Source organism: Acinetobacter sp. ANC_7588 (assembly GCF_056783995.1).
In genome coordinates this window covers 53424-77132 of record NZ_JBWYIU010000009.1, presented here as the reverse complement: position 1 = coordinate 77132, position 23709 = coordinate 53424, and the positions used below count along the sequence as shown (strand labels likewise).

The window sequence follows — 23709 nt, the reverse complement described above, 5'->3', positions numbered from 1 at the left end:
GGGGAGATGAATATAAGTTGAATATTCATCTAATTTAAATAGGGATTATATGCTTGAAATTAACTGTTTGTCTTTATAAAACCACCCTAACTGAATGAGCGTTTTGATCCTTAAAAAATCAGTCTTCCAAGAAAACAGCAAACTCTTCAACTGGAACTCGAGGTGTTCTGAAAGTATTCACAAGCGCATCAGGGTCGGCATAGCCTAAAGCCATCCCACAAACGAGTTCTTCGTTGGCAGGAGCATCCAGAACATCAGTGACGATTTGATGAAAATGATTCCATGCCGCTTGAGGGCATGTATCTAAACCACGTGCTTTTGCTGCTAGCATAACATTTTGAATCATCATGGAAATATCCATTTTAGAGCCAATGCCCATGGCTTTATCCACGGTAAAGAAAATGCCAACAGGTGCATCAAATAATTGATAGTTTCTAAGATGTTGTGCAGCCATCTTATCCTTTTCACCTTTTTGAATGCCCAGCAATCCATAAAGTCCCCAACCATTTTCACGACGACGATCGATATACGGGGAAATCCATGTTTCTGGATAATAAGCAAAAGTCTCGGTGTATTGTTGAGCAAGTTCAGGGTTTTGATAAAGCTCCATTTGTGCTTGACAAACTTGATCAATTAAACGTTGACGACGTGCGCCTGTCACTACATAGACTTTCCAAGGTTGAGTATTTGTGCCAGAAGGTGCTCTTGATGCGACTTCTAAGATTTCTTGGATAAGTTTTGTGTCTACGGGGTGATCTAAAAAGGCACGTATAGATTGGCGGCCAGTGATCACTTCATCAACGGCTTGAGTATGATCTGTGGACATTGCAACTCCTATTTGAATAATTTTGGATGATCCATGATGTCTCTACGACTAAGGTATAATTTTGAATATGCTTTTAAATAAAGATTTTATAAATTATACAGATATAAACTTTTTTCAATTCATCATCAGAAATTGTGATTGAGAAAATTGGTTTTGACAATAAAAAACATTTAATTATGAAACATAAGTTGCTAGATTAAGTTACAACGAATACACATTATGTTACGTATTTATTTTAATCAATTCATCAAATTTAAAAAAAAGCAGTTTAGTGCATCGTTGATTATTTTAAATTAATCAAACGTTGTGATTGGGATTCAGCAGGTTGACCAAGCATATATGCACGGATGCAAGATGAAATAATTGGAGATTTTTAATGAGTCAATCAAAACATCAAACATTTTTAAAGAAAAGTTTAGCAATCGCAGTTGCAACTTTTGCAGTTTCTACTGCACAAGCAGCGACTGAAAAAGATGAAATTCAAAAATTACGCCAAGAAGTTGAAGCGTTAAAAGCTTTAATTCAACAGCAACATCAAGTACAACAACAGCAGCAAGTACAATTGGCTGAAGTTAAAGCTCAACCAGTAGCAGCAGCGCCTACAAACTTGAAAACTAAAGCAGGTGCTGAAGTGAATCTATATGGTTTTGTACGTGGGGATGCGAACTATATCATTGAAGGTGCTGACAATGACTTTAATGCTGTAAACAGCGTTGGAACGAGTAATAATCCGTTAGTTGAAGATAAATTACGTGCAACTGCAAAAACAACACGTCTTGGTTTAGATTTCAAATCTAAAGTAGAAGGGGCAGACGTTGGTGGTAAAGTAGAAGTGGACTTTGCAGGCTCAAATGAAGCATTACGTATTCGTCATGCGTATTTAACACTAAATAATTGGTTATTCGGTCAAACTACTTCAAACTTCTTGTCAAATCATGCTCCAGAAATGATCGATTTTGGTACCAACATTGGTGGCGGAACAAACCGTTTACCGCAAGTGCGTTGGTCTCACAAATTAGCGCCAACAACTCAATTATTTATTTCAGCTGAAGAGGGTAATTCTACTGGAGATGGTATTAAATACCGTCTTCCAACTTTAACTGCAAAAGTCACGCAAGCTTATGCAGAGGGTAAAGGTAATGCTTCAGCTCGTGCTTTAATCGAAAATTATAAATCTGATACCGCTGGTGATGATAAGACTGGTTTTGGTGTAGCGATCGGTACAAATTACCAAATTAGCGAACCACTCAAAGTATCTGCTGACGTGTCTTATGTAAAAGGAAACAGCAACTATTTATATGGCTCAAATAGTGCTTATGTTGTCGATGCAAATAACAATATTGAACAAAATGAGTTTATTGCAACCCAACTTGGTGCTACATATAAGTTCTCACCTCAGTTACGCTCAACACTGGCTTATGGCGCACACTATGCTGATGACAGCACGGGATATGCTAAAGCGAACCCAAGTGCAAATGAAACTGTTCAACAAGCATGGATTAACTTTATCTATACACCTGTGAAACCTGTTGATTTAGGTGTTGAATATATCAATGGTAAGCGTGAAACTTTCGCAGGTCAAAGCTATAATGATGACCGTGTAGGCTTAATGGCGAAATACAGCTTCTAAGCATGAGTTATAAAAAACCGAGCATAGTCTCGGTTTTTTTATTCACTTGTCATTCATCAGTTCAGACTAAAGAATGTCTGAATTTTGCTGATTGAATAAACAAAAGTAATGCGAATTATAAAAAAAAGTGCATAATGTTCGGCTTAAACAGTGAGCAGTCCTGATCATCAGGAATTTCTTAATCATTTTAAGTTCACTAAAACATATTTAAGTGTTTGTTTGAGCCATAAATCAATTGTATCTAGCCAAACGTATGTCTAAGAATAGAGTGCGTTTTGAGCAACTGATTTATTTTGAAAAGTGTATGTTTTTTATTAACAAGATTGAATCCAATGAAATCGAGGAATTAATATATTGTTACTCAATTAAAAATTTATCTATTCCTTTAGATAATCAATATTGAATAAGGATATGTTTATTTTTGGATGTGAGATTCGAAATAAATCTTATTGATTAAAAAACAAGCATAATATGAATTAACAGTCATCTGTATTTGCTGAGAATTAATGATGGAATTTACTTTTAACGCTTTTTACACGTTAATTGCTGCAGTAATAGTTTTATTGCTTGGCCGTTTTCTTGTCAACAAAATCGACTTCTTAAAAAAATATAATATCCCAGAGCCTGTAGCTGGTGGTTTGGTTGCTGCCATAGTTTCGTTAATTGTTCACAATTTGTGGGGTTACAGCATTACTACGAGTAGTGAATTGCAAACCAGTTTCATGTTGGTGTTTTTTGCGTCGATTGGTTTGAGTGCAAACTTCGCCAAACTCAAAGAAGGTGGTATGGGACTGGTGATCTTCCTGATCTGTGTCGCATCATTTATTATCGTACAAAACTTTGTCGGTATGAGCCTTGCAACGTTACTTGGTATTGATCCACTTATTGGTTTAATTGCAGGTTCTATTACCTTAACTGGTGGTCATGGTACTGCTGGTGCATGGGGTGAGATTTTAGAAGTCGAGCATGGTATTCAAGGTGCTTTAGCACTGGGTATGGCAAGTGCGACATTTGGTTTGATTATTGGTGGTTTGATTGGTGGTCCATTAGCGAAATTATTGATTAATAAGCACCAGCTTTCATCACCAGTGACGAATTCGGTTGAAAAAGACACACGTGATGCGAATGCAATTGCAAATCCGAATGATCAAGGCGAGTTTGTGCCTTTTGAAAACCGTAATCAAGTTCGTTTAATCACTGCGGATAATGCGATTACCACATTAGGTTTATTTGCTGCGTGTTTGGCATTTGCTGAATTTATGACAGGTTATAGTAAAGGCACTTGGTTTGAGCTTCCAACTTTCGTTTGGGCATTAGGTGGTGGGGTTATCCTGCGTAATATCCTCGAAGGTCTCATGAAAGTGGAAATCTTCGATCGTGCAATTGATGTATTTGGTAATGCCTCTTTATCGTTATACTTAGCAATGGCACTTCTTTCACTTAAGTTGTGGCAATTGGCTGATCTTGCAGGACCATTGGTTGTGATCTTAACAGCTCAAACCTTAACTATGGCATTGTACGCAGCATTTGTCACTTTCCGTGTGATGGGTAAAAACTACGATGCAGCAGTTCTTGCAGCAGGTCACTGTGGTTTCGGTATGGGAGCAACACCAACAGCTGTTGCAAACATGCAGGCGATTACAAATATGTATGGTCCTTCACATAAAGCATTCCTCATTGTACCTTTATGTGGCGCATTTTTTGTCGACTTAATTAATGCAACTGTAATTCAGATGATTTTAAAATTCTTTGCTTAACATAAAATCTTCTTAATAAAATGTCATGTACAAAAAGCCCCGCATCTGGGGCTTTTTGTCATAAAAAATTCATACAGACGACTTGTCAATGATATGCTTTCATTCAGTTTTGATTTTTAATTTCTGATGCAATGAAGAAGTTTGTACTCGTGATTTCCCTCTTATCTTTGATTTGCTTACAAGCCTGTCAACAGGTTGTAGCCAAAGCTCAGCTTTCAAAATCTGTGTCTACACCTTTGGTGGATGCTTCATCTCATATCATTAAAAATAAGCATAAGAAAACTGATGCTCCAAGTATTGCATTGGTGCTTGGGAGTGGGGGAGCGCGAGGCTATGCGCATATTGGCGTCATTGAAGTTTTAGAACAACGTGGAATCAAGCCTGATTTTATTGTTGGTACCAGCGCAGGAAGTATAGTCGGGTCAATATATGCCAGTGGAAAATCAGCAAAATCGTTACGTGAAGTTGCATTAAATATGCAAGTCAATGATGTACGTGATTTTAACATTGGTATTCAAGGCTTTTTTGATGGCGCTAAGGTTGAGAACTATGTCAATAAACAAGTGGACTTTATGCCCTTAGAACAGCTTCCTATTCCAATGTATGTGGTGGCAACAGAGTTAAAAAATGGAAATTTAACAGTATTTAACTATGGTAATACTGGCCAAGCAGTGAGAGCTTCTATCTCTATTCCAAGCATGTTTATTCCCGTAAAAATTGCTGATAAGGATTATGTTGATGGCGGTTTAGTGAGCCCTGTACCAGTCAATGTGGCGAGAGAATTAGGGGCAGATATTGTCATTGCTGTTGATATTTTGGCCCAGCCAGAGCACACGGAAACCTCGAATGTGTGGGGGATGTTTAATCAAAATATAAATATTATGCAAAATAAGATCGCGTATAACGAGCTAAAAAATGCAGATATTGTGATACAGCCAGATCTAAGAGAAAAAGCACATATCTTTGATGTTAAGGGTCGTGAAAATACGATTCAAGCAGGTAAGACTGCAGCATTGAATAAGGTTAGTTTATTAGATCAGGTACGTCATCGAACGATAGGACAATATGATGCTCATCAGTATCCTGCCCATGATGATAGTAAAAGAGCTGTTTGTTTAAATTGCTAAATTAAATCAGATCTTAATTGTCTCATAAAATATATATAAAAAATAAGTAAAATCATTGTTATAAATTGAATGATTGGTATATTGGGGTGATAAAAACGAGGGTTAGTACTTTATCTAACCCTTAAAAAGATGAAATATAAATTAAGGTGTAGTGTGTCAGTTTTTCAAGTTGGTCAAATTGTTTATTTAGCGTCAAATTCAGATATTACATTCGAAATAATACGAATTAACTATGATGAAACCTATGAAATCCAAGTCAAGAATCAAGCATCGTTAAAGTTAAAATACGATAATATTTCTGCTGAGATGCTTCGTTTAGTCAAAGATGAATAAATTTTAAGCAAATTTATCATAGCTTCTGAGAGTGAACGATTTCCTCTGATACTTTTAAGCTATCAAGCCTTGAAATTATTGGAGTTTGTTTCTGATTTAAACATTTTATAATCAAGAAAAAAGTTATAATAGTGTATTAAATCTCCTGTCATGATTGAGTTCTAATATTTATGTCCGAATTTAACCAAGCGTTACCGCTTGCAGATGATCAGTCTGAATTAACGATGTCTGTATTAATGACGCCGGATATGGCGAATTTCTCAGGTAATGTACATGGTGGAACAATTTTAAAGCTGCTTGACCAAGTTGCTTATGCGTGTGCAAGTCGATATTCAGGTTCTTATGTGGTAACTTTATCTGTTGATAAAGTGAACTTTAAAGAACCAATCCACGTGGGTGAGTTGGTGACTTTTTTAGCCAGTGTGAATCATGTGGGGCGTACCTCAATGGAAATTGGGATCCGCGTTGAAGCACAAAATATTCAAAAACGTACGGTACGACATACCAATAGTTGTTATTTCACAATGGTCGCTGTGGATGAGAATGGAAAACCAAAACAAATTCCACCCCTAAACCTAGATAATGACTGGAAACGCTGTCGTTTTGAAGCTGCTGAGCATCGTAAAATTGCTCGTTTGAATGAAAATCATCATCCTTCTTGCAGCATATATAAGAAATCGGTTTAAGAAAAAAGACTTCACATGGTGAAGTCTTTTTTTTTATGGATTTTGTAGCTTGGCGAGGGTATGCCCATCGACAATCATATACCAGTTGCCTTGTGCATCCTTGTAGGGTTGACGAGTGACAATAAATTTCGTGTTGATAGGACCTAAACCTGTTTCAAATCCAGTATCTGAAAACTGTTTAATTGGAGCTGAAACGGCGGTTTTTTTACTGAGCTGATTGTTACTATATTCTATACGACCATTAGCAGTAATATTCAATTGAACACGACTGTCCGCGCTAATCCAATGTCCTACATAATCCAGTTTATCCTCTGGTAAAGGTTTGGAACATGCAACCAACCATAGGCTGAGTATAGCGATCCCAAGAAATTTCTTCATTTTCATGTTACGTGCTTAGAATTAAATTGGCTTTTTGGTTAAAATATGTGATTTATTTGTCATTTATATCGTTTTATAATAATTGTGTATATGTGTTTATCGTAATTTATAGAGAATAATTCAAAAAAACAGGCATAAAAAAAGTAGAGCTGTAGCAAAGCTCTACTTTTAATCAGATCAAGCCATCGGGGGAAGACTTGGTCTAAAATTCAGTCAATTTATTTTTGATTAATTACTGAGCAGGTTGAGCTACAGGAGCTTCAGTACCTTCTTCAGCTGCAACCTCTGTACCCGGTTGAGCAGCTGTTGGTTGACCAGCAGCAGTAGTTTCAGCATTCACTGGTTGTTCTTGAGAAGAAATCAACACTTCCTGTTTTTTTTCATCTTTTGCTTCTGTTGCAGCAAATGTTGAGAAAGCTGTGAAGGCAAGTGTAGTTGCTAATAAAGTTTTAACTAAATTCATGAGTGGCATCCTTATTCAATAAAATAAATTAGAATTTAATCTCATAAGCTTTCCGAGGAGAGAAGCGAATATGAAATTAAATCTAGGTCATCGCGTAAAATGTTAAAAGTTGAATCGCATCTAATACGGTTAGCGAGTCAACGAAATTCATCCTAAGTCCAGAAGCTCAATTGAGCAATCAATGCAACAAAGTGAAACACGATAGTTAACGCACGACTAACAAACCAAGGTCTAATGTAGTTTTTTTGTCTCAATGAGAGTCAATATGCCTTATAAAGTTGTCAAAAAATATGTCATGGTGAAGAAAAAAACAGCAATTTTTTTACGTAGTTTTACATTTGAAAAGGTTCGATTAGAAAATCAAAATTGAAGTTTTGAATTAAATTCAGAGTAATGATCTGTGAAATAGATTTACATATTTTTAATTTTGATTCAACAGTTCACTTATCCTATTTAATTCCAATCATTTAGTCTTTTGAATTCATGCATTCATATAAATTATGAGGAAAATTATCCTAGACTTGTTTTTTAGATAAATTCCGACAAGAATCCGTACACCTCTTCAAATTCAGAGATCCATTTTGAAAGTACTTGCAACTCAGTCAGTGCCTACACATATCATTACAGGTTTTTTAGGTGCAGGGAAAACCACGCTTTTACAACAACTTCTCAAATTTAAACCTAAAAATGAGCGATGGGCTGTATTGATGAATGAGTTTGGTCAAATTGGCGTTGATCAACAGTTATTGCCAAATAATGATGGCTATGAAATCAAAGAGCTATTGGGTGGATGTCTGTGTTGTACAAGTCAATTGCCAATGCAAATTGCATTGTCTCGGTTATTACAAGAATCTCAACCAGATCGGCTATTTATAGAGCCGACAGGGTTGGGTCATCCTGCACAGTTGGTTGAACAACTGACTGAACCACATTGGCAACATTTAGTTGCGATGCGTTCTGTAGTAACAGTGATTGATGGATCTCGTTTACATGACTCTGATTGGATGAGGCAGAGTTTATATCAAGATCAGTTAAAAGCGGCTCAAGTTGTGGTTGTGTCTCATGCTTCGGACATGAATGACATGGATCGAAAAAAATTGGCTGGTTTAAAACAACAATATTTAGCTTATATTCCGCATTGGCTTGAAGCTGATCAAGGTAATATTCGCTTAGAACAAATTGATTATCCTTATGTGGGAATTCAGCGTTCAATGAAACCCTTATTCAAGGTTCAACGTCAGTTCGAAACTGATGAGGAAATGCCAGCCGTAAAGCAACTGCCGTATCATTACGTCGAACAGGCTCAAGGGTATATTGTGGCAGGATGGAAGCTTCCAAAACGTTGGCAGTTTGATTTTTATGAATTATTAGACATCCTTTGTGAGCTAAAACACTGGGTACGTATTAAAGGCATCTTCAATACCAACAAAGGTTGGATGACATTCAATTTTAATCCTGATCAATTCAATTACAAATCAGGCGAAGAGAATATGGATAATCGGATTGAAGTGATATCCCAGCAGAATCAAGATTGGGAGCATTTAGAGCAATCAATTCTTAAGGCGCGAATCGATGATCAATAAAATCGTTAGATCATTCAACTCAGAATACAGACGGATTGAAAAGCATTTTCTCAATGTACGCTGAATCGGGTATGCTTAGCACCAAATTTGAGGATACCCCTTATGGCGTTAAAAGCGACGATTTATAAAGCAGATTTAAACATAGCCAATATGGATGTTCATCAATATGGCGACTATCAGTTAACGATGGCTCTACATCCGTCGGAAACGATTGAACGTTTGATGGTTCGAGTATTGGCATATGCTCGTTTTGCAGATGAGCATTTAGAATTTACTAAAGATTTATTTGAAACTGATGAGCCAGCACTTTGGCAGAAAGATTTAACAGGTCAGTTGGAAAAATGGATTGAAGTGGGTAGTCCAGACGAAGATAAAGTAAAAAAAGCGAGTGCGCGTTGTAAAGAAGTTACGGTGGTCACTTATGGATCATCAGTGGATGAATGGTATAAGCGCAACAGTAAATTGAAAACATTGAAAAATGTGCAAATCTGGCAACTCAGTGAAAAAACAACGGCACAAATCCAAGCTTTGTGCGAACGTACAATGCAACTGCAATTGAATGTGATGGATGGCGAGTGGACTTTGATTTCAGATCAAGGTCAAGCTGAGATTGAGTGGACTCAATTACAGTAAGCCACTAAGATTTTAAAGATTAAATTTGGAGTAAGCACATGACGGCTGAATTAGAAATTATTGACTTGGTGGTAGGTGAAGGTAAAGAGGCTGTAAAAGGTGCTTTAATTACCACTCATTATACTGGTTGGTTGGAAGATGGTACGAAGTTTGATTCATCATTAGACCGTGGCAATTACTTTGAGACTGTGATTGGTACAGGTCGTGTCATTAAAGGTTGGGATCAAGGTATTATTGGAATGAAAGTTGGGGGTAAGCGTAAACTGATTGTGCCTGCACATTTGGCTTATGGTGAGCGTAAAATGGGGAATATTATCCCAGCCAATTCTAATCTAATCTTTGAAATAGAATTGTACGATGTAAAAACTCGCGATTAATGAAAGTCGATGAAAAGCCCTGCATTGTGGGGCTTTTTTATGTTACAACAATGCTGAGCGTGCAATAGATATAACAAAAAATTTCTAAAAAACGCACCGACTCAGCAGAATTAGGATTACTATTCAGAAAATTCATTCAAACAAAATTAGGGATATAAGCGCTGAATGTTTAAGTCATTTTTTCCGAACCCAAAGTGGTTTTTTCTCTCTGTCGTCTTATGGTTTTTTATTAATCTCGCTTTATGGTTTTTTGCGGATGGAAAACAATGGGGCGAATATTTAGGTTTTCCTCAAGGTTATGCAGAAGCTGAACTTGCGATTAATATCAGTCGTTTTTGGTCACCGCAATTTTTGTGGTTCTATCTATGGTTCTTGGTGGCGACCGCCTTATTTGCACTGTTTTGGAAAATAAAATCAGACAATCCGTGGCAGCGTTGGTCGGTATGGGGTTCTGCATTTATCCTTTTTAATATTTGGTTAACGGTGCAAGTCAGCGTTGCTGTGAATGCATGGTATGTACCATTTTGGGATTCTATTCAACAGATTTTAAATTCTGGTGGTGGTGAGGTGGATAAACTCTATGCGGAATCATGGACCTTTATCAGCTTGGCCAGTATTTCAGTGACATCAGGGGTCATCAGCGCATTCTTTACCAGTCACTATATTTTTAGATGGCGTACAGCAATGAACGAATACTATGTTCAGCATTGGGAGAAATTGCGTCATATCGAAGGTGCTTCGCAACGTGTACAGGAAGACACCATGCGTTTTGCAACGATCGTTGAGGATTTAGGGGTCGAGTTAGTCCGTGCAGTACTGATGTTAATTGCCTTTCTTCCTTTATTATTTGCATTGTCTGCGAAAGTGCCTGTTTTACCATTTATTGGTGAGTTGCAATATTCTTTAGTATGGGCAGCGATTGGATGGGCGGTATTTGGAACTGTCTTATTAATGGTGGTGGGTATGAAACTGCCAGGATTAGAATTTAATAATCAAAAAGTGGAAGCGGCATATCGTAAAGAGTTGGTATACGGCGAAGACCATGAAAATCGTGCGCAACCTGCAACCTTAAAACAACTTTTTAAGAATATTCGTGCTAACTATTTTAAATTGTATTTCCATTATGCCTATTTCAACTTGTTTGCACGTTGGTATGGACAACTGGACAATCTCTATATGTTATTTGTGTTGTTCCCCGCGATTGCAGCAGGCCTGTTGACACTGGGATTGATCCAACAAATTATGGGTGTATTCAATCGTGTTCGTGAGTCATTCCAATACTTGGTGAGTTCGTGGAAAACGATTATTGAGCTACTTTCTATCCGTAAACGTCTAAAAGCATTTGAATCTATTTTGGATAAGTAGTGTCCATCATGGATTTCAATTGTTAAAAAAGGCTCGTATATACGAGCCTTTTTTATGTCTGAGTGTGGATTTAGAGCGTGCTGAAAATATTTTTTAGAATCTTACAAAACCATTTACGTGCGTCTAAGTCATCCTTATGGTTATACCAGTTAACACTGACATTGAATGGGCGAACTTCAAAAGGGAGTTCAAAAATTTGGATATCCGTATGCTGCTGATAAACCTTCGCGGCTCTCGAAGGCAAAGTAACCAGAAGTTCTGAGTGTTTTACCACGTTCTGCAAAACACTGAAATGTGGGACTTCAAGCATGATCTGACGAGAATGACCAAGTTCTTTTAAACGCTGATCAATTTCAATATGACCAGTACTCGATTTGATCGCAACATGTTTTTCCGATAAATACGCTTCCATGCTGAGCTTCTGCTGTATGCGCGGATGCTCTTTTTTAGCGATACAGACATAACGTTCCTCAAACAAATTTCGAGATTCAATTTTGGGCATAATGGTGTGACTGCTATTAAAAACAGCCACATCCAAAAAGCCTTCAACCAGCCATTCCTCTACTTTTTCTGAGTGAATTTCCTCAATTTCAAGTTTGATATTGGGAGCATGTTGTTCTAAATATTCAATCAGCGAGGGAAGTAAACAAATTTCTCCTAAATCAGAAATGCCTAAACGAAATATTTTTGAAGAGGTTAGCGGGTCAAAATGCTTGGCAGAATCAATCGCCATATCAATTTTAACAATCGCTTCGTAAAAACTTGGATAAAGACTTTGTGCGAGTTTTGTGGGTTTAACACCAAACTTGTCACGTACAAAAAGCTGATCATTCAGCATTTTCCGCAGTCGATTTAAATTATAGGTGACGGAAGGTTGGCTGAGATTCAAGCGCTCTGCGGCGTGACTGATATTTTGAGTTTGATAAATAATAATAAAAACTTTAATCAGACTTAAATCGATCAACTTTACATTCCTTGTAAATATTTAGAGACTGTCGCTATATCGAATAACCACTGTAACAAAAAAAGAGAGAGTTAACTCTCTCTTTTATTTTTAATGACTTACATGTTATTGGTGAATCATCTACTCATAAGCCACGTTTTTAACACCGTTTGCTGCGCCTGCAATTTTTTTATTGCGCAGATGGATCGCAGTCACACTGATCACTGCAATTATACAAGGGATAGATAAGGCAATGAAATTATATTGCACTGGCAAATTAAGGCTGAGTAACCATCCACATAAGATCGGACCCAAGATCGCGCCTAAACGACCTACGCCAAGTGCCATACCTAGACCTGTCGCACGTATGTTAGATGAATAATATTGTGACATATAAGCCAACAATAAAATTTGTCCGCCAATCGATGCTGCACCTGCGACTGCTACACAGAAGTAAAGCACCATGGTTGGTAAGTTATAGCTTAATAAGAATAGGGAAACTGCGCCGCTAACAAACAAGGTGCAAAGAACTTTAGGTAAACTGAATTTATCAGCAAAAAAACCACCAAAAATTGCACCCAGCATACCGCCAATATTGAGCGCAAATAGGAACACTAAACTGGTAGAGAGGTTGTAGCCAGCTTCCATCATCAGTTTAGGTAACCAGTTACCAAGCGCGTATACCAATACCAATGCCATAAAGACACTTGCCCAGAATAGAACAGTGGTTACACCACGACTTTCAGTAAATAAGTCTTTCACTGGTGATTTAGACGATTCTTGGTTTTCTTGATGCAGACTAATGCGCATATCAGCAGGGATTCTTAGATTTGTGTCAATTTGTTCTAAGATATGAGCAGCTTCTTTATGCTTGTTTTGACGAACCAAATAATCGATGGATTCAGGCAATAACTTCCAAATGATTGGCAATAGAATGAGTGGAATACCTGCAATCATAAACATGATTTTCCAGCCAAATTGCGGTACTAGCCACATGCCTAAAATGGCAGAACACATTCCGCCTACAGCGTAACCACTAAACATCAATGACACTAAGGTGGAGCGTAAACGCTTAGGCGCATACTCTGTCATTAGTGTAATAACGTTCGGCATCACGCCACCAAGACCTAAGCCAGCAATAAAGCGATAGATCCCGAACTCTTGAGGATTGCTCGCTAGTCCACACATCACGGTAAAACCACTAAAAATGACAATACAAACTGCAATCAGTTTTTTACGGCTAAAGCCATATTTTTCAAGTTTGTCACTCATACTGCCAAAAATGATGGCTCCAAACATCATGCCAAAGAGGGCAAGACTTCCTAAGAAGCCCGCCGTCATTGGATCGATTGCCCATTCTTGCATGAGTTTAGGCAATGCCACACCGTAGATGACTAAGTCATAGCCATCAAAAATAATAATCAATGCGCTGAGTAAGATGACTCGCCAGTGAATGGCTTTGAGTTTGGCATGATCAATAATTTCATTTGCATTTAACGTATTCATGGAGACCTCCCTGGTCAGTGAATCGGTTGATAACAGTCCTGTTAATGTTTTTGCTTATTTATATGGCTTCAGCCACGAGATGTTTCTCTATTGCTTGGCCTAAGCGTTGTTGTGCAAGTTCAACGTCTTTCTCTAAATCGTGTTGCCATAACCAATCAAAACGGTGTGCCAAATGTTGACCTACACTGTCAAAGTCTGGATATAGCGGCGAATATAATTCGTAAATCTCACCAGATTCGCGCGACGTATTTTGTACACGAATGGCACGCTCTTTACGCAGTTGCTCATAGACATGAGAGAGTTGTGCAAGATCTTCAGTGCAAATTTGCGCAGGGTGTTGTTCCAGATGTTTGAATAATGCAGAGAGAATTAAAGCATCTTCAAGACCTTGACCAGCACCAGCTCCTTGATGTGGCAACATGGCATGTGCTGCATCACCAATCAAAATGACATTGTGTTCGCTGTTCTGATAGGTCTTAAGTGGCTCAATCTCATGAAGCGCCCAGATGGTAGGTTTTTCAATTAAGTTCAGTAATGCGCGACAGCTCTCACTCCAATCCGCAAAATCAGCTAGCATTTCAGTTTTGGTTGTTGGTCGTGTCCAAGGGGTACCTTCTGGCAGAGTTGTATTCTTGCGATCTGACTTAAAGGCAACAATATTGATTTCTTCACCTTTACGAATAGGGAAAGTTAAGATGTGTTTGTCTTTACCCAATAACATTTGTGGGACATCTGCAAGTTCAGGATCGTGTCCAAGTTCTGCAATGACCTGTTTAAAATCTAAATACTTGATAATGCCGCGATAAGCCCATGTTCCTGAAAACTGAGGATCGACTTTTGGAAGTTGATTCGATGCCAATACATGATCACGCACAACAGAATGGATACCATCACAACCAATCACGTAATCAGCTTCAACCACTTCACCATCTTGGAAAGTTAAACGAACACCAGCGCTTGAAGCTTCAACAGATTGTACACGTTTATTGAAATGTGCATTTTGTGAAGGAACGAATGGAATAAGTGCATCAAGAAAATCAGCACGATGCACAGAAGATTGACCGACTTGAGGTGCGATTGAAGCCGATAGGTATTCATCGGTATAGCCATTACGCCATTGGAACCAGATATCTTGATAAGGTGCAGCAACTGTATCCGCAATGGCGTGATATTCTTCACCTAAGCCCAAAAGCTCAATTGCTTTAACAGCATTGGCACCAAATGAAATGCCTGCGCCAATTTCTGAAAATTGTGCTGCTGACTCATATAAATGCACATCAAATTTTTTATTTTTTACCAGGTTGGTCATTAAAGCTAATCCAGCAATACCACCACCAATGAGCGCAATCTTAATTCTTCTTTCCATGATTCAATTCCGAGTTTTTTGCCCTGAATAAGATCATTACTGATTTTTAAGTACTTATCCAATTTATATATTTTGGTGAAAACTATTTAAAAAATTGATAGTTTGAATTTGAAGTCTATTCCTACTGGTTTTGAAGCTTTATTGTCAATATATGATCATTCATGTGCATGATTTAGCAAATTTACTACCTAAATTTTCATGTGCTTACTTGTTTTACAGTGAATCTGTAGGGAAATGCGTTCAGGATGTGATACAACAAAAACATAATGACAACGATGAAAATTGAGTTTAAGTGATGACATTAAAAATGAATAAAACTGCTTTACGTACACTGTGTGCATCGGCTTTGATCATGGGCGTATCGACATTTTCGAATGCGGGAGCAGCTGTAGATCAATTGAGTGATTGTTTGGTCAAGTCGACGACCGCTGCTGATAAAACGACAGTATTACAGTGGACATATTCAGCACTGTCTACTCATCCTGATTTAAAAGGCTTTAGTAATGTCAGTGCTGAGCAACGTACGGCATTGGATCAAAAGTTAGCGCAAGTCTTGCAACGTGTGATCGTAGAGCAATGTTCAACACAGACCAAAGCGGTGATTCAAGCTGAGGGTATTCAAGCTGTTGGTGAAAGTTTTCAAGCATTGGGTCGTAGTGCAGGCGAAGAAATCATTAAAAACCCTGAAGTGAATAATCAGCTGAAAGGGGTGGTGCGTTATATTGATTTAAATAAATTGGTGACAACATTCCTCACTCCTGATATTTGGAACAAGCTTGGGATCACTCGCTAATCTCGAATTTCAATCAATCGTAAGAATATACATAATTTGGCGATTGATGAATGTAGGGTAGAATTACTCAATATCAAAATTCAAACTAGAGAAAAGGCTGGATGATATCCTGCCTTTTCACATTGTACGCATAGAAATTATTTGAATAGCAGCACACTTTTACCTTGCGTATGACCCTCTAAAATGTCTCGATAGGCTTGCTGTGCTTCTGTAAAAGGATATTCACGACTGACTGTCCAATTGAAGGTGTTATTTGCAACGCATTCGACCACATGTTTTAAATTGGAAACATTACGTTTAACCCAGACCGCTTGAATTTTAGCGGATGACAGTTTGCGTCCTGCAATCGTGCCCATAAATCCGCCATTTTTCACTGTTGCCAATGAGGCTTGAGTGGCATCCTCGTTACCTGCCATATCAATCGAAGCATCAAATTGACCTGGATGGACTTGTTTCAGACGCTCAATTAAACCTTCGCCGTACATGACAGGAATCGCACCTAAACTGCGAATATAGTCTTGATTTTTTGCTGATCCCGTTGCTACGACCGTAATGCCACGACTCACTGCCAATTGGATAGTGATCGAACCCACACCACCTGATCCACCGTGTACCAATAAGCTTTGCATTGGACCAATTTCATCTAAAATAGTCATCGCAGTTTGAGCTGCTCCTGCAATCGAGCCTGCAATCGACCAGTCTAAATTTTTAGGTTTTGCGACTAAATTTGCGAGGGGAACGTCTATCACTGTTGCATGGGTAAATGCTCCACCAGAACCCAATACTTCGTCACCGACTTTCCATACACTTTTTTCAGCTACGTCTACGATTACCCCTGCAAACTCAGTTCCGAAAGTTTGTGGGAGTTGTGCATGTTTGAATTCACCTGTCATTCGACGTGCATCAATGGGGTTAATCCCTGCGGCTTTGACTTGGATGCGTGCCATGTCAGGGTTTAATGGTGGGAGTGTGTAGTCTGTAAATTCGAGGACTTCGGGTTGTCCGTAGCTTTGGGCAAGAAGAATTGTACTGTTCATTTTTATTTGCCTAGTTTGCTTTGCGTGGTTTGCAATGTATGGATTGATTATAGAGAGCAAAAGTGAGGAGATTGAAGAGCTAAAAATAGGACAGTGTTTTCTTGTTTTTATTAGATACTCTCCTTTGTGAAGCAGTGCTTCTCACCTCCTAAAAGGAGAGGGAGCATTGCCTCTCAAATAGATTGAGTTGCGAAGTTATACCCGTTACAAAGGGGGATTTATGAGGGATTAGGAATGAAAAGCTTCTTATATTACTTGTCAAAGCCATTGAAAATGCTTTAAGCTAAAAAGCATAACAGAGTTTCTATTTTGATTTTAAATAATTGATATAATATGATATTTTTTAATTAATTCTCTTGTATTTACATTTAATGTTTTCGACTAATTCTTCTAAGTTATATCCAAAGCGTTGTAAATTTAGTGTGCAATTTTGTAGCTTGTATGTCAGTACATCCTCATGTGCTAATTTTTCATAATCACTAATAAATTTTCCATTTATTATTGAAACTAGATCATATTCATTAAAATTTGAGTTCTGCCAAAGACTATACTTATTATTATTGATACGAATAGTGCCTTCATCGAGTAGGTTCATTAAAATATTGGAATTGATACAACGATAATTGTTTTGTAAATAACCATTGAATATTCTATTTGAATTAATAATTGCATAGTGAAAATTACATTTATACAAAGAGAAACCGATATTTCGTGATAAATTTCTTCTTGTAGGAGTGTCTGAAATTTTTATTTTGAGATTTTCTAGTTGATTTGATGCTTTTACAATGTGTGAATAAACATTCCTTAATCCAAACTCATTAACGGGGTGATAGCAATTCTTACATTCGAAAATGAAAACTTCTGTACCTTTTTTTGCAATAATATCAATTTCAAATTCTCCTATTTTAACTTCAATACCAACAGAGAAACCTGATTTTACTAGTTTTTCTTTAATTAAGGATATCATTTGATCATTTTTTTCTTTTATAGATAGATTTATATTTAATTTTAGTAAACAACTTCTAATGAGATTTGATTCACTTAAAATTGACGGGGAAACTAGTAATTCATTACCAAAAGCAATAGCTGGATTATATTGAATATCAAGAAAATCGTCTAATTTATAAAAATCAATAGACATTAAATCATATATTATTTCATAAAAATTTTTATTCGTGGTTCCATATATTTTATTTAAGGTTTTATTCAATTCTGACTTAGTTGTAATAGGGATGATTGATGAGAGCAAGACTATTTTTTTATTTTTTTTGTTATTAAATTTGTTAACTATCACTTGTCTATATACTATACTTAGATATTTATAAAAGCGTTGCACTTTAATTATGTCTAATAGAGTAAAGTCTTTGTAAATCCTTAAATTAATATCGGTTGCATCTAAGAAGTTATCTTGGAAGAAAGAATTAAGTGCGTATCTTTCATCTAAATATATATAGTTAGTTGTAAATAATTCAATTATAGATGGGTGTAAAATAAACTTTACACATATTCGTGTAAAAGGTTCTTTTCTAATATCTGCAATTGATTGCGTATTTAATTTTTTTACAAATTTATTAATTATTTCGGAGAATGTTTTTTCATTATCAGTATCATCTAATGTTTTCTTTTGTATAACATATCTTTGTAGATCATAATTTAAATAAGAGAATGATAAGTTTTTTTCGAAGCTTGGATTGGATAAAAGGTATGTATGCTTGTTTTTCTGTTTAATTTCATAACCAAAAAAGTCTAATTTAATTTCCATTTTTTTGAAAATTAAAATTTCTTTTGACAATTTAATAAGTTTATTGAAGTCTGCTTCGTTAAGTGTACTTATAAATGTTAAATTTATACCATGAGAATATTGATTTTTTCTACATTCAAGTATTAGGAAAGAAATGCACTCTAAAATTATTTCTGGATTAGATTTACCAGCATTTTCATAAAAAACATCATCTGCTTTTGCGAATAAAAATTTCACTAAGTTGTTATTAGATAATAGAATTTCTCTAATTTTTTTTAAACTTCTTTGCATTTCTTTTGCCAAAGTTAACAAGCAATCGATTTGAAGGAAATAACAATTAAAACTATTAAATTTAGTATTTTTCTTCATAATATTTAGTAAAAACAAGATAGTTTTGACATTGAAATCATATTTTGATGGTCTAAAAAAGCCAGTCTTTTTAATAGAATTAATGATTTGATCTGGATTTTCTTTATTTACAAGGGTTTCAAAAGCTAATAATTCGAAATCATTAATAGTTTCAGTAATTTGTAATTCTTTTAATAATTTCCTAAAGAAATTGTCAATTTTGATTTGTTGTTTATTAGACATATAAAAAAACCCCGCATTAAGCGAGGTTTTTATATCATGAATTCAATTGATTAATGAATAAAATTAACCAATTAATTTCTTCATCAATTCATTCACTTGAGCAGGGTTGGCTTTACCTTTCGCTGCTTTCATCACTTGACCCACAAGACCGTTAAAGGCTTTCTCTTTACCAGATTTATACTCTTCAACCATCTTCTCGTTGGCAGCAAGCACGTCCTTAATAATTGCTTCAATTGCGCCTGTATCAGTTTCCTGTTTTAAGCCTTTTTCCGCAATAATCTCGTCCGCAGTTTTGCCTTCTTCCCACATAAAGCCGAATACTTGCTTGGCAATCTTACCGTTAATTGTGTTGTCCACAATACGCGCAATCATACCGCCAAGTTTTTCTGCAGATACAGGAGAGTCCGCCAATTCTAAGCCCGCTTTGTTTAAAGCACCTGAGAATTCACCCATCACCCAGTTCGCTGCAATTTTACCTTGTGCAGCACCGCCCGCAGCTTTTACGACTTCTTCATAAAACTCTGACATTTCACGCGTAAGCGTTAAAACGTGAGCATCATACTCAGTTACACCAAAGTCCGCTACGAAACGCGCACGACGTGCAGCAGGAAGCTCAGGCATCGTCGCTTTAATCGCTTCGATTTGTTCGTCTGCAATAATCACAGGCAACAAGTCAGGGTCAGGGAAGTAGCGGTAATCGTTCGCTTCTTCTTTAGAACGCATTGAACGCGTTTCCATCTTCACAGGGTCGAACAAACGCGTTTCTTGGTCAATGGTGCCATCCCATTCCAAGATTTCCATTTGACGTTCAATTTCAACATTGATCGCTTGTTCAATGAAACGGAATGAGTTGAGGTTTTTCAATTCACAACGTGTACCAAACGGCTGACCCGGACGACGTAAAGACACGTTACAGTCGGCACGGAAAGAGCCTTCCGCCATGTTACCGTCAGAGATGCCTAACCAACGCACAAGGGTGTGAATCGCTTTAATGTAAGCAACTGCTTCTTCAACCGAACGCATATCTGGTTCAGATACAATCTCAAGAAGTGGTGTACCTGCACGGTTTAAGTCGATACCTGACATCCCTTCAAATTGGTCATGGATCGATTTACCTGCATCTTCCTCAAGGTGTGCACGTGTTACGCCAATGCGTTTTACTGTGCCATCTTCAAGTTGGATGTCGATATGACCCAAGCCCACAATCGGGTTGTCCATTTGGCTGATTTGGTAGCCTTTAGGCGAGTCAGGGTAGAAATAGTTTTTACGTGCAAATACAGACGCTTGGTCGATATACGCATCGATACCCAAACCAAAGCGAATCGCAAGATCAACCACTTCTTTGTTCAATACAGGCAGTACGCCCGGCATTGCCAAATCAACAAGGCTCGCTTGTGTATTTGGGTCTTGACCAAATTCAGTTGAAGAACCTGAAAAGATTTTAGATTTAGTCGCAAGTTGAGTGTGAATCTCAATACCAATAACGACTTCCCAACCATCAATCAAATTTGACTTAGGTTTTGCATTGTTCTTCGCCATTATGCATTCTCCTCAGCAATTGCAGCGCGTTTGGTGTGCCAATCAGTTGCTTGTTGGTATTGGTGCACCACAGACAACAATTGAGATTCTGACCAGTAGTTACCAATCAACTGTAAGCCAACAGGTAAATTATTTTGATCAAAACCAACAGGCGCGTTAATCGCAGGAAGACCAGCAAGGTTGACCGCGATGGTATAGATATCGCCCAAGTACATTTCAACTGGAGAAAGGTTTGCACCAATCTTATACGCCGTTGTCGGCGCAGAAGGCGCAGCAATCACGTCAACAGACTCGAATGCTTTTAAGAAATCTTGTTGGATTAAACGACGTACTTTTTGTGCTTTGACATAGTAGGCATCGTAATAACCTGCAGACAGCGCATAAGTACCAATCAAGATACGGCGTTGAACTTCAGCACCAAAACCTTCAGAGCGAGAACGTTTATATAAGTCCATGATGTCTTTTGGATCTTCACAGCGGTAGCCATAACGTACGCCGTCAAAACGTGACAAGTTAGAAGATGCTTCAGCAGGGGCAATCAGGTAATAGGTTGGAACATATGCCTCAGTCATGTTGAGGTCAATTTCAACAAGCGTTGCGCCCATCTCTTCCAATTTTTTTAGAGATTCTTCAACACGTGCTTTAACGTCAGCAGCTAAACCTTCAACATTAAAGTACTGTTTTGGAATACCAATGCGTAATCCTTTTACAGATGTGCCGTTCAAGTTCGCAACGTAGTCATCAGCATCTTTTTGTACAGATGTTGAATCTTTTGCATCATGGCCTGCCATCACGTTCATAAGGTACGCACAGTCTTCTGCCGAACGTGCCATTGGACCACCTTGGTCAAGTGATGATGCATAAGCAATCATACCGAAACGTGATACACGACCATAGGTTGGTTTTAAGCCTGTAAGACCACAGAAAGATGCAGGTTGACGGATTGAACCGCCTGTATCTGTACCAGTCGCAAACGGTGCAAGGTCAGCTGCAACTGCCGCAGCAGAACCACCTGAAGAACCACCCGGAACACGGTCAAGCGCCCAAGGGTTCGCCGTTGCACCAAAGTAAGATGATTCTGATGTAGAACCCATGGCAAATTCGTCCATGTTCACTTTACCTAAAGTCACTAGGCCCGCAGCTTTACCTTTCGCTACAACGGTTGCGTCGTACGGAGAGATAAAGTTGTCTAGCATTTTAGAACCAGCCGTGGTTTTAATGCCTTGCGTACAGAAAATATCTTTATGTGCAATAGGTAAACCAGTCAAAGTGGTTGCTGTACCTGCTTTGATCGCTGCATCAGCTGCATCAGCTTGAGCCAATGCTTGTTCAGCAGTCACAGTGACATAAGATTTGACTTGCGCATCAATTTTTTCAATACGGTTTAAATAATGTTGCGTCAATTCACGTGAAGAGAATTTAGCGTTTGCTAAACCATCGATAAGTTCACGAACCGATAAGCGATGTAAATCTGTCATGAGAAAAATTCTTAACTAAAATTTAAATAGGGCAAAACTGAACAATTATTTATTCAATTACACGTGGAACAAGATACAAACCGTCTTGCACAGCTGGTGCAACGGCTTGATAGTCATCACGATGGTTTTGTTCAGACACAGCGTCTTCACGTAATGGCTGCGGATGGTCAAATGGGCTCTTTAATGGCTCAACACCTTCGGTATCAATGCCTTTCAAGGTTTCCATCATTCCTAAAATTTTATTCAAACTTTGAGCATATTCAGCAGATTGAGTGTCATCCAAAGACAAGCGTGCTAAGTGTGCAATGCTTGAAACGGTTTGTGCATTTAAATCTGCAGATTGCTGAGCATCTGATGCTGACATGCTGTCTCACCTAATCAGTAATAAAAATATTCAAAATATCATGCGTTATAATAAGCGATTGACTTGTCCAAAGCATCACATTTAGTTAAAGTTGCCATCTTACGTCTATATAACGTTGAACTGAGAACGACCCGTGATTCTAAAACGACTAATTGGCTTGTTTTCGCCAGATCTAGCCATAGATTTAGGCACCGCTAATACACTAATTTATGCGCCAGGACGGGGCATTATATTAAATGAACCGACTGTTGTGGCAATTCGTCACAGTGGTTCACAAAAAATAGTTGCCGCTGTTGGCTTGGATGCTAAGCAAATGCTTGGTCGTACCCCTGCGAATATTTCTGCAATTCGTCCAATGAAAGATGGCGTGATTGCGGATTTCGAAGTCACTGAGACCATGTTAAACCAATTTATTGGTAAAGTGCATGAAAAGCGTCTTTTCCCACCAGCGCCACGTGTTGTGGTGTGTGTGCCATGTAAATCAACTTTGGTTGAACGTCGTGCGATTCGTGAGGCTGTATTCAATGCAGGCGCACGTGATGTACGTTTAATCGAAGAGCCAATGGCAGCAGCGATTGGTGCAGGCATGCCAGTTGAGCAAGCATGTGGTTCGATGGTCGTAGACGTGGGTGGTGGTACAACTGAAATTGCAATCATTTCATTGCAAGGTTGTGTCTATGCAGATTCATTGCGCATTGGTGGTGATGTTTTTGACGAACAAATTATTCATTATGTTCGTAAAGCACACGGTTGCGTCATTGGTGAAACAACGGCTGAAACCATTAAGAAAGAAGTGGGTATGGCGCTTCCTGATGAAGATGGCAAAGTGTTAGAAATCGAAGTTCGCGGTCGTAACTTGGCGGAAGGTGTTCCGCGCGCAATTACGGTGACTTCTGATGAAATTACTCAAGCAATCACTGATCCATTGCAAAGCATTGTATCTGCAGTGAAATCTGCGCTTGAACAAACACCTCCTGAGTTGTCATCAGATATCGCGGAGCGCGGTATTGTATTGACTGGTGGTGGTGCGTTATTACGTAACTTAGACAAGTTATTGTCACAAGAAACAGGTTTGCCAGTAGTAGTTGCTGAAGATCCACTTTCTTGCGTAACACGTGGTGGTGGTAAAGTCTTAGAACTCTTTGACAACCCGAACCATGACATGCTGTTTGTTGGTTAATTTTCTGTAATTT

22 protein-coding genes are annotated in these 23709 nt (G+C 38.0%); 11 read left to right on the top strand and 11 right to left on the bottom strand.

The annotated features are described in order from the left end of the window. Positions 1 to 118: 118 nt before the first annotated feature. Positions 119 to 826 (bottom strand): nitroreductase, encoded by a 708-nt coding sequence (locus AC1M9J_RS09820; RefSeq protein ID WP_481952233.1) that lies wholly within the window; start codon positions 824 to 826, stop codon positions 119 to 121. A 376-nt stretch (positions 827 to 1202) separates the two neighbouring features. Between AC1M9J_RS09820 and AC1M9J_RS09815 the strand changes: the two genes are divergently transcribed. The 5 genes from AC1M9J_RS09815 (at position 1203) to AC1M9J_RS09795 (ending at position 6359) form a co-directional block, all read left to right on the top strand. Further along, entirely contained in the window at positions 1203 to 2456 is a 1254-nt protein-coding gene (locus tag AC1M9J_RS09815) for a DcaP family trimeric outer membrane transporter (RefSeq protein ID WP_092766984.1), read from the top strand. A 509-nt stretch (positions 2457 to 2965) separates the two neighbouring features. Next, positions 2966 to 4213, top strand: coding sequence for a sodium/glutamate symporter (gltS, locus tag AC1M9J_RS09810; RefSeq protein ID WP_180028146.1), 1248 nt, complete (start codon positions 2966 to 2968; stop codon positions 4211 to 4213). A 131-nt stretch (positions 4214 to 4344) separates the two neighbouring features. After that, a complete protein-coding gene (locus tag AC1M9J_RS09805) occupies positions 4345 to 5340 on the top strand; it encodes a patatin-like phospholipase family protein (RefSeq protein ID WP_481952232.1) in 996 nt (331 codons plus the stop codon). A gap of 153 nt (positions 5341 to 5493) precedes the next feature. Further along, on the top strand, positions 5494 to 5673 hold the full coding sequence (locus AC1M9J_RS09800) for a hypothetical protein (RefSeq protein WP_035268348.1): 180 nt from the start codon (positions 5494 to 5496) through the stop codon (positions 5671 to 5673). Positions 5674 to 5843: 170 nt separating this feature from the next. Continuing rightward, positions 5844 to 6359 carry an acyl-CoA thioesterase gene (locus AC1M9J_RS09795; protein WP_179998589.1) on the top strand — a complete coding sequence of 172 codons (516 nt, stop codon included), beginning with the start codon at positions 5844 to 5846 and terminating at the stop codon, positions 6357 to 6359. A gap of 33 nt (positions 6360 to 6392) precedes the next feature. Here the strand turns inward: AC1M9J_RS09795 and AC1M9J_RS09790 are convergent, their stop codons facing one another. Further along, entirely contained in the window at positions 6393 to 6743 is a 351-nt protein-coding gene (locus AC1M9J_RS09790) for a hypothetical protein (RefSeq protein WP_228133271.1), read from the bottom strand. A gap of 226 nt (positions 6744 to 6969) precedes the next feature. Next, positions 6970 to 7200 carry a hypothetical protein gene (locus AC1M9J_RS09785; protein WP_035268355.1) on the bottom strand — a complete coding sequence of 77 codons (231 nt, stop codon included), beginning with the start codon at positions 7198 to 7200 and terminating at the stop codon, positions 6970 to 6972. 581 nt (positions 7201 to 7781) lie between these two features. On the opposite strand from AC1M9J_RS09785, the gene AC1M9J_RS09780 reads away from it, so the two are divergent. The 4 genes from AC1M9J_RS09780 (at position 7782) to sbmA (ending at position 11158) form a co-directional block, all read left to right on the top strand. Next, complete coding sequence (locus tag AC1M9J_RS09780) at positions 7782 to 8783, top strand: CobW family GTP-binding protein (RefSeq protein ID WP_481952231.1); 1002 nt, start codon at positions 7782 to 7784, stop codon at positions 8781 to 8783. 102 nt (positions 8784 to 8885) lie between these two features. After that, the gene (locus AC1M9J_RS09775) at positions 8886 to 9416 is read left to right on the top strand and encodes a YaeQ family protein (protein ID WP_481952230.1); all 531 of its coding nucleotides are present in this window, start codon (positions 8886 to 8888) and stop codon (positions 9414 to 9416) included. A 38-nt stretch (positions 9417 to 9454) separates the two neighbouring features. Next, positions 9455 to 9793 carry an FKBP-type peptidyl-prolyl cis-trans isomerase gene (locus AC1M9J_RS09770; protein ID WP_035268363.1) on the top strand — a complete coding sequence of 113 codons (339 nt, stop codon included), beginning with the start codon at positions 9455 to 9457 and terminating at the stop codon, positions 9791 to 9793. A 165-nt stretch (positions 9794 to 9958) separates the two neighbouring features. Further along, complete coding sequence (sbmA, locus tag AC1M9J_RS09765; protein ID WP_481589098.1) at positions 9959 to 11158, top strand: peptide antibiotic transporter SbmA; 1200 nt, start codon at positions 9959 to 9961, stop codon at positions 11156 to 11158. Between the two features lie 70 nt (positions 11159 to 11228). Here sbmA and AC1M9J_RS09760 read toward each other — a convergent pair whose 3' ends face one another. From AC1M9J_RS09760 to salA, 3 genes are all read right to left on the bottom strand, one after another. Continuing rightward, complete coding sequence (locus AC1M9J_RS09760; protein WP_481952262.1) at positions 11229 to 12119, bottom strand: LysR family transcriptional regulator; 891 nt, start codon at positions 12117 to 12119, stop codon at positions 11229 to 11231. Positions 12120 to 12242: 123 nt separating this feature from the next. Next, on the bottom strand, positions 12243 to 13607 hold the full coding sequence (locus tag AC1M9J_RS09755) for an aromatic acid/H+ symport family MFS transporter (protein ID WP_481952229.1): 1365 nt from the start codon (positions 13605 to 13607) through the stop codon (positions 12243 to 12245). Positions 13608 to 13665: 58 nt separating this feature from the next. Continuing rightward, positions 13666 to 14973 carry a salicylate 1-monooxygenase gene (salA, locus tag AC1M9J_RS09750; RefSeq protein WP_481952228.1) on the bottom strand — a complete coding sequence of 436 codons (1308 nt, stop codon included), beginning with the start codon at positions 14971 to 14973 and terminating at the stop codon, positions 13666 to 13668. Between the two features lie 307 nt (positions 14974 to 15280). Here salA and AC1M9J_RS09745 point away from each other — a divergent pair, with 307 nt between their 5' ends. Continuing rightward, a complete protein-coding gene (locus tag AC1M9J_RS09745; protein ID WP_481589100.1) occupies positions 15281 to 15766 on the top strand; it encodes a hypothetical protein in 486 nt (161 codons plus the stop codon). A gap of 137 nt (positions 15767 to 15903) precedes the next feature. Here the strand turns inward: AC1M9J_RS09745 and AC1M9J_RS09740 are convergent, their stop codons facing one another. From AC1M9J_RS09740 to gatC, 5 genes are all read right to left on the bottom strand, one after another. Further along, positions 15904 to 16803: an NADP-dependent oxidoreductase gene (locus AC1M9J_RS09740; RefSeq protein ID WP_481952227.1), complete on the bottom strand. Its 900-nt coding sequence runs from the start codon at positions 16801 to 16803 to the stop codon at positions 15904 to 15906. Positions 16804 to 17146: 343 nt separating this feature from the next. Further along, the gene (locus AC1M9J_RS09735; RefSeq protein WP_481952226.1) at positions 17147 to 19135 is read right to left on the bottom strand and encodes a hypothetical protein; all 1989 of its coding nucleotides are present in this window, start codon (positions 19133 to 19135) and stop codon (positions 17147 to 17149) included. 63 nt (positions 19136 to 19198) lie between these two features. Beyond that, entirely contained in the window at positions 19199 to 20674 is a 1476-nt protein-coding gene (gene gatB, locus AC1M9J_RS09730) for an Asp-tRNA(Asn)/Glu-tRNA(Gln) amidotransferase subunit GatB (RefSeq protein ID WP_481595093.1), read from the bottom strand. Then, on the bottom strand, positions 20674 to 22152 hold the full coding sequence (gene gatA, locus AC1M9J_RS09725; RefSeq protein WP_481952225.1) for an Asp-tRNA(Asn)/Glu-tRNA(Gln) amidotransferase subunit GatA: 1479 nt from the start codon (positions 22150 to 22152) through the stop codon (positions 20674 to 20676). Before gatA ends, gatB begins: the two co-directional genes overlap by 1 nt. A gap of 49 nt (positions 22153 to 22201) precedes the next feature. Continuing rightward, complete coding sequence (gene gatC / locus AC1M9J_RS09720) at positions 22202 to 22516, bottom strand: Asp-tRNA(Asn)/Glu-tRNA(Gln) amidotransferase subunit GatC (RefSeq protein ID WP_035269791.1); 315 nt, start codon at positions 22514 to 22516, stop codon at positions 22202 to 22204. A gap of 133 nt (positions 22517 to 22649) precedes the next feature. Between gatC and AC1M9J_RS09715 the strand changes: the two genes are divergently transcribed. Continuing rightward, positions 22650 to 23696 (top strand): rod shape-determining protein, encoded by a 1047-nt coding sequence (locus tag AC1M9J_RS09715; RefSeq protein ID WP_035269793.1) that lies wholly within the window; start codon positions 22650 to 22652, stop codon positions 23694 to 23696. Positions 23697 to 23709 lie beyond the last annotated feature (13 nt).